The sequence below is a fragment of the Sphingomonas faeni genome (assembly GCF_040407505.1).
Classification (GTDB): domain Bacteria; phylum Pseudomonadota; class Alphaproteobacteria; order Sphingomonadales; family Sphingomonadaceae; genus Sphingomonas; species Sphingomonas faeni_E.
The window spans coordinates 411,319-422,051 of record NZ_JAPZPQ010000004.1 but is presented as its reverse complement, the minus strand read 5'-3'; the positions used below and the strand labels follow the sequence as shown (position 1 = coordinate 422,051).

Annotated in this window: 13 protein-coding genes and 2 pseudogenes; 10 read left to right on the top strand and 5 right to left on the bottom strand. The window is 59.7% G+C overall.

Annotation, left to right across the window (positions count from 1 at the left end; all coding sequences use genetic code 11):
• Positions 1–485 (top strand): annotated as a pseudogene (locus O6X71_RS15195) (hypothetical protein); the annotation flags it as partial.
• Between the two features lie 21 nt (positions 486–506).
• Here O6X71_RS15195 and O6X71_RS15190 read toward each other — a convergent pair.
• Positions 507–1,391: a LysR family transcriptional regulator gene (locus tag O6X71_RS15190; protein ID WP_353466561.1), complete on the bottom strand. Its 885-nt coding sequence runs from the start codon at positions 1,389–1,391 to the stop codon at positions 507–509.
• 76 nt (positions 1,392–1,467) lie between these two features.
• Here O6X71_RS15190 and O6X71_RS15185 point away from each other — a divergent pair, with 76 nt between their 5' ends.
• Genes O6X71_RS15185 through O6X71_RS15175 form a run of 3 tightly spaced genes read left to right on the top strand, consistent with a single transcriptional unit; the run spans position 1,468 to position 2,962 of the window.
• Positions 1,468–2,076: a pyridoxamine 5'-phosphate oxidase family protein gene (locus O6X71_RS15185; RefSeq protein WP_353466559.1), complete on the top strand. Its 609-nt coding sequence runs from the start codon at positions 1,468–1,470 to the stop codon at positions 2,074–2,076.
• Positions 2,073–2,483 (top strand): VOC family protein, encoded by a 411-nt coding sequence (locus O6X71_RS15180; protein WP_056405994.1) that lies wholly within the window; start codon positions 2,073–2,075, stop codon positions 2,481–2,483. Before O6X71_RS15185 ends, O6X71_RS15180 begins: the two co-directional genes overlap by 4 nt.
• A 14-nt stretch (positions 2,484–2,497) precedes the next feature.
• Positions 2,498–2,962, top strand: a complete 465-nt coding sequence (locus tag O6X71_RS15175; protein ID WP_353466576.1) for a nuclear transport factor 2 family protein — start codon at positions 2,498–2,500, stop codon at positions 2,960–2,962.
• A gap of 3 nt (positions 2,963–2,965) precedes the next feature.
• Here O6X71_RS15175 and O6X71_RS15170 read toward each other — a convergent pair whose 3' ends face one another.
• Both O6X71_RS15170 and O6X71_RS15165 read right to left on the bottom strand, forming a co-directional pair.
• On the bottom strand, positions 2,966–3,379 hold the full coding sequence (locus tag O6X71_RS15170) for an EamA family transporter (protein WP_056405995.1): 414 nt from the start codon (positions 3,377–3,379) through the stop codon (positions 2,966–2,968).
• A 172-nt stretch (positions 3,380–3,551) separates the two neighbouring features.
• Complete coding sequence (locus O6X71_RS15165; RefSeq protein WP_353466558.1) at positions 3,552–4,076, bottom strand: TetR/AcrR family transcriptional regulator; 525 nt, start codon at positions 4,074–4,076, stop codon at positions 3,552–3,554.
• A 162-nt stretch (positions 4,077–4,238) separates the two neighbouring features.
• Here O6X71_RS15165 and O6X71_RS15160 point away from each other — a divergent pair, with 162 nt between their 5' ends.
• The 3 genes from O6X71_RS15160 (at position 4,239) to O6X71_RS15150 (ending at position 6,611) form a co-directional block, all read left to right on the top strand.
• Complete coding sequence (locus O6X71_RS15160; protein ID WP_055875620.1) at positions 4,239–5,246, top strand: hypothetical protein; 1,008 nt, start codon at positions 4,239–4,241, stop codon at positions 5,244–5,246.
• Positions 5,243–5,860 (top strand): NAD(P)H-dependent oxidoreductase, encoded by a 618-nt coding sequence (locus O6X71_RS15155; RefSeq protein WP_055875617.1) that lies wholly within the window; start codon positions 5,243–5,245, stop codon positions 5,858–5,860. Before O6X71_RS15160 ends, O6X71_RS15155 begins: the two co-directional genes overlap by 4 nt.
• A gap of 403 nt (positions 5,861–6,263) precedes the next feature.
• Positions 6,264–6,611, top strand: a complete 348-nt coding sequence (locus tag O6X71_RS15150) for a hypothetical protein (RefSeq protein ID WP_156348196.1) — start codon at positions 6,264–6,266, stop codon at positions 6,609–6,611.
• Positions 6,612–7,379: 768 nt separating this feature from the next.
• Here O6X71_RS15150 and O6X71_RS15145 read toward each other — a convergent pair.
• Both O6X71_RS15145 and O6X71_RS15140 read right to left on the bottom strand, forming a co-directional pair.
• On the bottom strand, positions 7,380–8,522 hold the full coding sequence (locus O6X71_RS15145) for a TniQ family protein (protein WP_353466557.1): 1,143 nt from the start codon (positions 8,520–8,522) through the stop codon (positions 7,380–7,382).
• Between the two features lie 125 nt (positions 8,523–8,647).
• Positions 8,648–9,520, bottom strand: a pseudogene (locus O6X71_RS15140) (YifB family Mg chelatase-like AAA ATPase); the annotation flags it as partial.
• A 130-nt stretch (positions 9,521–9,650) separates the two neighbouring features.
• Here O6X71_RS15140 and O6X71_RS15135 point away from each other — a divergent pair.
• The 3 genes from O6X71_RS15135 to rnpA all read left to right on the top strand — a co-directional run bounded on the left by O6X71_RS15135 (position 9,651) and on the right by rnpA (position 10,570).
• A complete protein-coding gene (locus tag O6X71_RS15135) occupies positions 9,651–9,953 on the top strand; it encodes a hypothetical protein (protein ID WP_353466556.1) in 303 nt (100 codons plus the stop codon).
• 87 nt (positions 9,954–10,040) lie between these two features.
• Positions 10,041–10,175 (top strand): 50S ribosomal protein L34, encoded by a 135-nt coding sequence (gene rpmH, locus O6X71_RS15130; protein WP_031393806.1) that lies wholly within the window; start codon positions 10,041–10,043, stop codon positions 10,173–10,175.
• Between the two features lie 56 nt (positions 10,176–10,231).
• Positions 10,232–10,570 carry a ribonuclease P protein component gene (rnpA, locus tag O6X71_RS15125; protein WP_435368494.1) on the top strand — a complete coding sequence of 113 codons (339 nt, stop codon included), beginning with the start codon at positions 10,232–10,234 and terminating at the stop codon, positions 10,568–10,570.
• Positions 10,571–10,733: the final 163 nt, after the last annotated feature.

The window sequence follows — 10,733 nt, the reverse complement described above, 5'->3', positions numbered from 1 at the left end:
CCTCAGCCACTAACACCGCCCTCATCCCGTGCATCCAAGGCGCGGCACCAGCCAACGGCGAGTTTCCGCACAGTCTGCATCGTTTTTGGGAAAAGCAGCAGCCCCGGGCAATGTCGCCTATGGCCAACCGCCTTGCCTCGGTAGCCGTAAAGGCCCTGATTGATCCGGCGCTTCCTTCTGGCAGCCATGTGCTGACCGGACCCGGGGCCATTACCTATGAGGAGGTGGCACACGCGATCACCCAGGTCGTCGGTCGCCCTGTTCGTCATTGCCGGCTTTCCACGGAGGAACTGGCGGCTCGCTATGCCGGGTTCGGCATCCCCCAACATTACGCGTCGATACTCGCTGGGATGGACGAGGCCATCGCGCATGGTGCCGAAGATAGAACGACCATGGCGGTTCAGCAGATAGCCGCACGCCCGGCAAACACGTTCGCTTGCTTTCTCTCAACACAATGCGCTGTTTTTTCGCCTGACCGACAATGATCTTTCAGTCGGCGACTTTGGTCAGGACCACACGCCCCGCCGCCCCTGTTCCCGCATGGCCTCGATGAACACGCGGACTGCAGGCATTGCCGCCCGACCGGAGTCGTAGAGCAAGCTTACCGGCATGGCCGATGGGGCATGATCCGCCAGCACCTCCACCAACTGCCCGCTCGCGATGTGCGCGCCCGACTGGTAGCTCAGCACATTAGCAAGGCCCAACCCAGTCTCGGCGGCGGCGATGGTCGCATCAATGCTGTTGACGGTCAGACGGGGGACGACCTCCACGATCCTGTCGCCTCGTGCACCAAACGGCCATGTCCTGCCGACGCGGCCCACTATACAACGGTGGCTGACAAGTTCGGCTGGATCGACGGGTATTCCATATTCGGCAAGATAGGCCGGACTGGCCACGATGGTCTGCCGAACCGAACCGATCGTCACGACGCGCAGCGTGCTGTCCACGAGCGCGCCGATCCGCACCGCCACGTCGATACCCTCCTCGATGATACGGACATTGCGGTCGAGCAGCATCATATGCGCGTTCAGACCTTTGTGGGTCGCCAGCAGCGCGTTGATGACTGGTAGAACGTGCAACCGCCCGAACATTACCGGCGCGGTCACATAGAGCTGCCCCCGAGGCACGGACCGCCCGCCCATGAGGGTTTGCTCCGCCTCACGCAGGTCTGCGAGTAGCCGCCGCGCCCGATCAAGCAGGACCGCCCCCTCGTCCGTCAAGGATATTGCCCGCGTCGAGCGGTGGAACAACGTCACGCCCAAATGCCGCTCAAGCGCCGCGACTGCGCGGGTGACTGCGGGCGGCGACATATTCAGCGCACGCGAAGCCGCTGCGAAGCCGCGCTCCTGCGCGACCGCGACGAAGACAGAGAGACTCTCGAAGCGATCCATCATTCCCCTGGATGGAATAGTGAACATCAATCATCGCGGATTATCGCCTTGGGGGCAACGCGCTATCGCCCGCTGCATGGCACAGACGTTCTTCCATACCCTCTTCGGCCCCGGTGCCCGCGCGCTGCAATCCGCTGCCGGATCGCGAGCGTCCTATGCCCGCATGGAGGCGGGCGCTGGCCCGGTCGACGTGCTGACGACGCGCGAACTGGACTTCATCGCCGCCCGCGACAGTTTCTACATGGCGAGCGTGTCCGAGGATGGCTGGCCGTATGTCCAGCATCGCGGAGGACCGACAGGGTTCCTTCGCCATATCGATCGTAATCGCATCGGGTTCGCGGATTATCGCGGCAACCGGCAATTTCTCTCCGTATCACATTTCGCGGCGGACGACCGTGTTGCGTTGTTCCTGATGGATTATCCAAACCGCCGTCGCCTCAAGATAATCGGCCATGCCCGTTCCAGCGAGGACCTGGAGGACATCGCCGCACTCATGCCGCTCAACTATGCCGCAGAACCCGAGCGTGTTTTCTTGATCGACGTCATCGGCTTCGACTGGAATTGCCCACAGCACATCACGCCGCGCTTCACCGAGGCAGAGGTGCAGCACGCTTCCCAACCTTTCATCGACGAGATCACCACGCTGCGTGCCCGCATCGCCCAACTGGAAGGAACAGCATCATGACCGGCAGACTCACGCAAGGCGTCCATCATGTAGGCCTCACCGTGCCCGACCTCGATCAGGCGCGAGCCTTCTTCTGTGGCACGTTGGGTTTCGACGAGGTGGGCGGCGTGCCTTCCTATCCCTCCATCTTCGTATCGGACAGCGCCATCCTGTTGACGTTGTGGCAAGCTGCGGATCCGTTGACCGCCCGGGCCTTCGATCGGCGCGCCAACATCGGCCTGCATCATCTCTCGCTGTCGGTCGCCGACAATGCCGCACTGGAGGCGGCATGGGACGCAGTGACTGCGCATCCCGAGGTGATGATTGATGCCCCGCCCGGCCCTATCCTCCCGGGGTCATCAACGCGCCACTTCCTCATCTTCATTCCCGGCGGCATCCGTCTGGAATTCGCCACGCCCTTTGCCTGAAAGGATCTGCCATGATGTCGCGACCACCCCTCCCCCCTTTCACCCATGAAACCTCATTGCAGAAGGTCCGCGCCGCCGAGGATGGCTGGAACAGCCGAGATCCCGCCCGCGTGGCGCTTGCCTATACCGAAGACAGCCAATGGCGGAATCGATCTGAGTTTCTTCAGGGGCGAGACGCCATCGTCGCGTTCCTGTCCGCGAAGTGGCTCCGTGAGCAGGAGTATAGACTGATCAAGGGTCTCTGGGCTCATGCTGGCAACCGGATAGCGGTGCGCTTCGCTTATGAATGGCGTGATGATGCGGATGCTTGGCATCGCTCCTATGGCAATGAGAATTGGGAATTTGCCACCGGCGGTCTGATGGCGCGCCGGATCGCGAGCATCAACGACATCCCGATCTCTGAAAACGACCGGCTGTTCCGTTGGCCGCTCGGGCAACGGCCGGAGGATCATCCCGGACTGGAAGAACTGGGGCTGTAGAGTTCAAGGTCGCGCCGAGAACGGTTTCGCGCTGTGGCGTGCTGGCCCAGCGCGATCCCGCCACATTACGACGAAGCCGGCGAGAGCAAGCCCCGCGCCGACCAGCTTCCACGCCGGCAAGGGCTCGCTGAGTATGATCGGGGCGCTGCACATGCCGAACACCGGGACGAGCAGGGCGAGCAGCGTGACAGTCGCGGCGGGATGTAACGTGAGCAGCCACGCCCATAGGCCGTAGCCGAACAGTGTGTTGCCGTACGCCTGCCAAAGCACCACCAGCCAGGCCGCAGGCCGGGCCACCGCCATCGCATCGGCGATCATCGCGCGACCTTCGACCAACAGAGCCAAGAGACCCAGCGGCGGCGTGGCGAAAAGGCAGGACCAGACCGTCAGGGCCAGCACATCATTTCCGTCGATCACTGAGCCATCTGATTGCCGCCGGCCCAGCACAGCCGGGCCGCTATCACTAGGGCGGGCCCCAGCGAGGTCGTGCCGCCATCGGCGCGGATACGGAACTCGATAGAGGTACCGGAATAAGGTAACCGTCAGACGGTCTTTGATACGTCAACGCACGGCAAGACGTAGCGGAGACCTACGGCACCGAGGCATTGATAAGCTCTCTGAACGTCGCGATGGCTTCGGTCTCGGTAAGCTTGCCGCGGACGATTGCCGCCGACAGGCCTTCTCCTGCCCCGACCAAGCCGACGCACAACCGCGTTGCCGCCGGGCCGGTCAGCCGATTGAACGGGCCTAGAACGGCTACAAACATGGCGACGGACTGATCGAGAAGCTCCGCATAGACTTCGGCCTTTTCCGGGCTTCCGGCGAGCGCCGCGCCAACGACGTAAAACTCGCCGGTCAGATCCGCCGCGCAGCGAATATAGGCGTCCGCAAGAGACGCAATCGTCTCTTTGCGATCCTTGCCAGCGATTGCCATTGCCTGGCGGAATGCCTCGACCCGTTCGGTGTCAATCCAGCGATACAGTTCGATCAGCAGGCCAGAGCGCGTCCCGAAGTGATCATACACAACCGGCTTGGACACTTCTGCCCGGACCGCCAGATGTCCGAGGGTCAGATTGTCGGCACCCTCCTCGCGGATCACCTCGAGCGCTGTCACGAGCAGCTGCTGCTGCCGGTCGGCCTTGGTAAGCCGGCGTCCGCGCTTTGCGGCTATCGCACTCGAATCCGTCGTCATGATAAATCCACTTGTTTAACCTACCAATAGTAGCTTATGCCAACCTACGAATAGTAGTTAAGGCATCTACACGGAAAGGCGGCAATGTCCAACTCACCCATCCTAATCCTGGGCGGTACCGGCCAGATCGGCCGTTTCACCAGCCAGGCGTTACGCGAGCGCTACCCCGATCTTCCTCTGCTCATCGGCAGCAGGAACCGGCAAAAGGCCGAGCGGGTCGCGAACGCACTGCTTCACGCCGAGGCGGTAGTCATTGATCCACACGCGGACGATCTCGGCCTTGGCGAACGGCCGATAGCAGCGGTCGCCGTGCTATATAGTGACGAAAAGCTCTCGAGCCTGCGCTACGCCCATGCACGAGGAATTCCGCATCTCGGCATCTCGACAGGGCTCTACGAGGTCGCGCCCGAAGTCGCGATCCACATGCAGCGCCCTGCTGCAGCCGCCGTGGTGCTAGGCTATGAGTGGCTAGTCGGTGCCACGACGATCGCGACGCTCACCGCAGCCAAATCCTATGCGCGCGTCGATGGCATCAGCATCGGCGCACTGGTCGACGAGGAAGATTGGGGCGGCCCTGCCGTTACCGAAGATTTCGAACGCTTCGCGACTGTCATCTCCTCCGTTTTGGCACGACGGGACGGCGCGTTCGTCTGGCGCAAAAGCGACGATGCCAGCTTTGCGTTCCGGGCGATCGACGGCAATAAGCTGACTGCGGCCGGCTTCTCTACCATCGACATCGCCGGGCTTGCGGCGGCGACGGGCGCACGCGACATCCAATTCGGTATCGGAACCGGGGTTAGTTCCAGCAGGCGAGCGGGCGGCGCGAAGTCTACCGAGATCATCATCGAACTGTCGGGCGTTGATCGATCGGGCACGAAGGTGCGCAGCCGACATGCCGTCTTCCATCCAGGCGGCGCCGCACCGCTTACGGCACTGGGCATAAGCATGGTGCTAGAACGTCTTGCCGGCCTCGATGGCAAACCGGCGACGCAGCCTGCACTTCTCTTTCCTTACCAGATTCTCGACCACGATGAGTATCTCGAACGTCTCATTCAGGAGGGCGGCCGGTTGATGGAGCTACCGCTCGCATGACGCGTACGTCTCAAGAAGCCGGTACGCTAAGCGCACTGGTGGTTATGGCGCACCCTGCGGAATCTTCGCTGACGCGCGCCGTGACAAACGCGATCGTCGAGGCGTTGCAGGCCGATGGCCACAACGCCGAGATGGCCGACCTCGCCGCTGAACGGTTCGATCCCGTTTTCGGTCCGGCGGATCATGCAGCCTTCAACTGCAAAGACGCCTTGCCCGCCGACGTGCGAAAGGAACAGCAACGACTCGATCGCGCAGATCACCTGATCCTTGTCTATCCGGTTTACTGGTGGTCGATGCCGGCGCTTCTTAAGGGCTGGATCGACCGCGTATTCGTTGCAGGCTGGGCTTTTGACGAAGACGCCGAAGGCCGTATCACGAAGCGGCTTGGTCGGCTGAAGGTCAGCTTGGTCGCGATAGCCGCTGCCAGCGAGGCGACCTACGGCAAGCGTGGCTATCGCGAAGCGATGAAGGTGCAGATCGAGACAGGCATCTTCGACTTCTGTGGTGCGCCTGTCTTGGCCTCGATGTTGGTGACGCCCGATCGATTGACGCATCCGTCTGCGCCACAAGAGATCGCAACCACCTTGATCAGGCATTTCCAGATAGCGGGCTAGATTAGGAGGGCTACCTTAATTTCTATTAATCTAGCGGCGCGCGCGGATAAACAAGATGAGGCTGATCGATGCTCTTTCCAGGGTCCCTGGTCGCAAACGTACGCGAAGCGCTGCGAGCATCCCGAATGGGAGCCCTTAGCGGGACAGCGCCCCCCCGACGGTGCCGACAGGTGGCAGGTTTGTCGGCTTTCCCTAACTTGCCATGCGAGGATAGAAAAATTGAGGATCATCGTTCTGATCTGATGTCTGCGTTCGAGGGTGCGAATTGCTCACCGCGGCGACCGATTGTGGGCAGCTCTCGACAAGCTATCTGTCCAACCAGCATAAGTGACGCGATCGAAATACCGATGCAGCCAGGCTAAAGTCGTTGGCCTTCTACCAAGGTTAATGGCAGGGAGAGTTAATGAATACCCGATTTAAAGCACTGTTTTTGCTCGTCTGCAGTATGTTCTACTGGCAATTCGTGTGCTGGCTAACTAAAACAGCCGAGCCTTGGGACACCGCCACCTATTGGCGCTTGTGGTATCCCGTTTCTTTCATTCTGTCTGCGCTCGTCGGGGTATTGTTCAAGGCTCGCGGTTGGATGGCAGGCGCGATACTGACGTTTGCGCAACTTCCCATAATTTGGCTGAACACCCGAACCGGCGATCTATGGCCGGTCGGCGTGATTTCGGCGAGCGTTTTGGCCATTCCGGTAATGGCAATCTCAGCGGTCACAGGGTGGTACGCAGTACGTCCACGACCCGTTTGAAAAGAGTTTGAGAGGAAAGCTGTCCTGCTGCGTTCGGGCGGGCGGGTGGTAATAAACAACGTGGGACTGCGCTGCCGCTTCCTCTAATAATAGAGTTTAACTTCAGGAACGGCTAAGTTCGAGGACACTCCATCGTGCCAGCGCTTGGTATTGAACGGAAATCTGATCGAGTAAGTCTTGTATTGCCGATCGATGGGGTCATGGGTACCAATAGTTTTATACTTAACTGCCGCGCTACGCTCGTTGCGTCACCTCGACTACGTTGCACGCGCCCTTCCCGCGCAGCGAGTTCGTGTTTCATTCCCATTATCGGACGTTCGGCCGGTCAAATGTGTGAAAAACCCGGTCCAAATCCCGACTGTGTGACAAACAGGTGTTTTACGTCGCCTAAGACAACCCCGCCGGCGCCTCCCCTTCCTATCGCAACTCAGTTCGTGCTTTCGAGGACACTTGAAACGCTTGGGCTACCGCAGCCACTGCCCTACGAAGCCGCAGGCCGGCGAAGTTTACCAGCGTACCTTTGGTACTTGTACGTCCAGGGTGGGCCAATGAACATGTACTTTCAGGAGAAGGACCCTGGTTGCACAGCGCAAAAGCGAAGCGTCAATTAGGGTATACCCTGTCCGGCGTTTCAGACGTCAGCACTTGCGGTCCACACGCTTCTTAAAGCGAAGGCTTTAAGCCCATTGTCATGAGACACATTCTTTTAAAATGCTTTAAGAATACCAAACGGAGGCTTCAAATGACCCCTAAATGGGCACATTTAATCTATCCTTTATACATTCTAATATCGTTAGCTGAGAAACTTGAAACCCCTTTCGATTGCAAATAGATTTCGATCATCCATGCTCGCTCCATTTGCGAGTCGCGATGCCAGTATAAAATGTTTCCTAGTAGCGAAGCGTAAGAGGAATCTCGTTTCGCCCTGTCATAGCCACCATCTGCTAAAGTATTTTTCCATATTCGTGTTGCCAAGGCATCTTTTAGGTAGTGGGCTGCTTTTTTGACTTCCGCGGATCTAATTGGCCATTCTACCCCTAAAACCTCTTGGTATGATGTATTAATTAGGTGAGCTATTCCAACAGAAGCCACCTTCAACACTTCTCTCTGATCTATCCACTGTAATAGCTCAAACGATCCTCCCGTTAAACGCAGTATTCTGTCTCCATATTCGTGCCAAAGCTCAGCAATTAACTTTCGTTTTTCTTTATGGACATAACCCGGCGCGATTAGCTCTTCGACTAACGTTCTGAGCGTCCTGAACCATCGTGTAGGTGTAATGAATTGATCGGGTATTATCCCCTCGCGAAAAGCGTTGCCCGAAATACGATCTAACTCAACCATTTCGAGCGTCGGCTTGCCTGTAAAGGTTTGATTCCACAATACATACTGACCAGGTAAAAATACGCATTCCTGAAGGAAGCACTGATGCGTGGCACATGATAGTGAAACTGGAACCAGCCAGTCCAAACGCAGGGCGATAGTGCAATCCTCGCCTACGCATCGAGGACAGGCCCGAACTCGATCTCCAAAACCCCAAGGCCGCCACTTAAGGGAATTTCGTTTCAGTCTTGGCCGAACGTTCCAGCTTTTCAATAAAACTGTCTGACTTAGAACGTAATCCTCAAAACCTCCTGCATTATCGCCAAATGCATATGGAACAACGCCATCAAACGTCATCGAACGAACTTTATTAAACTCTACGCGACTTAATCTGCAGATATTCTGCAAAAGATTTAGATCGCTCGTAAAATTAATTTCGGACCAACTCCCGCTGTATCCGAAGTATTCTTGAACCAGCTGCTCGAAACTAACATCGTGCAAGTTCCCGATGCGAGTAAGCCACGATGAAAGCGCCTCACCCGACGCTGGCTCAACCCGTATGGGCCATGGCCTAGACGAATGGGGCAAAGAAGTGACTGATCTGCCCGGGCAACCTTCTCAGCAAGTTCAAGGGACGTGATATGAGCACCCGGGCATAATGTCTTTCTCTCGCTGCTAGTGCAAGGAAGCCCCGCCCTGTGCAGCAGCACTCAAGCTAGTGCAACGAGACCCAAGACGTTCACACCGCCCCCGGTAAGTGCCGCCATCGACGCGGAATGATGTGGCGCTCGGAAGGGTCTCGTGCGGGTCAGGCGCCCGCCGGTCAGCGTACCAGCGACCGACTGGACCATAGATACTTCCAGCGCTTCGGCAGGGTCGAGCGGTGGCAGGATACCGGGAAGACAGGATGCCATCAGCGACTTGCCGGAACCCGGCGGACCTACCATCAGGAGGTTATGCGATCCGGCAGCTGCGATCTCCAGCGCGCGCTTCGCCGTTTCCTGCCCTTTCACCTGCCGTAGGTCCGGACCGTGACCGGCGGCTTCCGCGATTCCGGGCTTGGGGGGACTGAGCAGGCCATGGCCCTTGAAGTGGTTGAGCAATGATAGCAGGTCGGGCGCGGCGATGACCTCGATCTCGCCCGCCCAGGCCGCTTCCGAACCTTGCGCGGCGGGGCAGACGAGCCCCTTCCCCACCTCCGACGCGTGCAATGCCGCCAGCAACACGCCCGGCGACGCGGTGATGCGGGCATCGAGCCCGAGTTCGCCGACGATGACATAGTCCGCCAGCGCCTCGGCATCGACCACGCCCATCGCCGCCAGCAACGCCAGCGCGATAGGAAGATCGAAATGCGACCCTTCTTTCGGCAGATCGGCGGGCGACAAGTTCACCGCGATGCGCTTCGGTGGCAGCGACAGCCCCATCCCGGCGATCGCGCCGCGCACCCGCTCACGGCTTTCGCCGACCGCCTTGTCCGCAAGGCCGACGACGTTGAATGCGGGAAGTCCTGGAATCAGTTGGACTTGCACCTCGACCGCGCGCGCTTCGAGTCCCAGATACGCCACCGTCGCTACGATCGCCGCCATGCCCGCTCCCCCGCGACATGACGTCACGCCTTATTCATACCCGATTTGCCATGTCTGCAAGGACGCGCGGCCCGGAACTCTCCGATCGCGCCGTCTTGTGAACCTAATACACCGGACCCACATGCATTCCGTGAAAGCAGTCCGCTCCCCCGTTCTTCGCTTCGGCCAGTTGGCGCTCGGTGTGCTGCTGATCCTGAGCGCTCCGCTGCTCGCGCCGCTGCCGGGGCCTGCAGGCATCTTCCTGTTCGCGGGCGGGATGGTTCTCGTCCTGCGCAATTCGCGCTGGGCGCGGCTGAAATGGGCGCGACTGAAGCGGCGTTGGCCCAAGACCGGGCATTTCGTCGATCGGATGATGCGGCGGCAAAGTGCGATGCGTCGGCATGAACGGGCGAAGGCGTCGAAAAGCTCGGCTGCCAAGGCCGGCGTGAATTGACTTGTCGCGCCCCTTTCCGTAAGCGCCCAGCCATCAAGGCCGTCCCCGTGGCGGCCGTTTTCTATTTGATGACCTAGGGAATGACCAATGAAGCGGACCTTTCAGCCGAGCAACCTGGTACGCGCACGCCGTCACGGCTTCCGCGCACGGATGGCGACGGTCGGCGGCCGGGCAGTGATCCACGCACGCCGCGCCCGCGGTCGCAAGAAGCTGTCGGCCTAACCATTCTAGACAAACGCCGCGATTTTCTCGCGGCGAATGCGGGGAAGCGCGCACCGATGCCGGGATTCGTCCTGCTCATGCGCCCCCGCGATGACGGTGATGAGACGATGCGAATCGGCTTCACCGTCACCAAGAAGATCGGCAACGCCGTCGTCCGGAACCGCATGAAACGGCGGTTGCGGGCGTTGGCGCGTGAGCTGTTGGCGGAGCGCGGCGTTGCTGGAGCCGATCATGTATTGATCGGGCGTAACGGCGGGGTCGAGCGGGACTTTGCGTTGTTGCGGACCGAGCTTGGCAAGGCGTTTCGCAAGGTCACGCCGCACATTGCTTCCGCGACACCAGAGCACCCCACCACCCCGGCGAAGGCCGGGGCCCAATTGGGAAAGCGGCCGTGATGACGGGCCGCCATCTGTTACCACTGCCCCCCAATTGGGCCCCGGCCTCCGCCGGGGTGGTTAATATTTGCCGGAGCGTTTCATCCTTACCCTTGTTCTCCCGCGAAGGCGGGAGCCCATTCTGGGTCCCCGCCTTCGCGGGGAAACAATCTTGCCATGCGCG

Bases quoted from the DNA above. Each gene is read 5' to 3' on its own strand.
- O6X71_RS15190 (WP_353466561.1), bottom strand. From the start codon at position 1,391: ATGGATCGCTTCGAGAGTCTCTCTGTCTTCGTCGCGGTCGCGCAGGAG.
- O6X71_RS15185 (WP_353466559.1), top strand. From the start codon at position 1,468: ATGGCACAGACGTTCTTCCATACCCTCTTCGGCCCCGGTGCCCGCGCG.
- O6X71_RS15180 (WP_056405994.1), top strand. From the start codon at position 2,073: ATGACCGGCAGACTCACGCAAGGCGTCCATCATGTAGGCCTCACCGTG.
- O6X71_RS15175 (WP_353466576.1), top strand. From the start codon at position 2,498: ATGTCGCGACCACCCCTCCCCCCTTTCACCCATGAAACCTCATTGCAG.
- O6X71_RS15160 (WP_055875620.1), top strand. From the start codon at position 4,239: ATGTCCAACTCACCCATCCTAATCCTGGGCGGTACCGGCCAGATCGGC.
- O6X71_RS15155 (WP_055875617.1), top strand. From the start codon at position 5,243: ATGACGCGTACGTCTCAAGAAGCCGGTACGCTAAGCGCACTGGTGGTT.
- O6X71_RS15150 (WP_156348196.1), top strand. From the start codon at position 6,264: ATGAATACCCGATTTAAAGCACTGTTTTTGCTCGTCTGCAGTATGTTC.
- rpmH (WP_031393806.1), top strand. From the start codon at position 10,041: ATGAAGCGGACCTTTCAGCCGAGCAACCTGGTACGCGCACGCCGTCAC.
- rnpA (WP_435368494.1), top strand. From the start codon at position 10,232: ATGCCGGGATTCGTCCTGCTCATGCGCCCCCGCGATGACGGTGATGAG.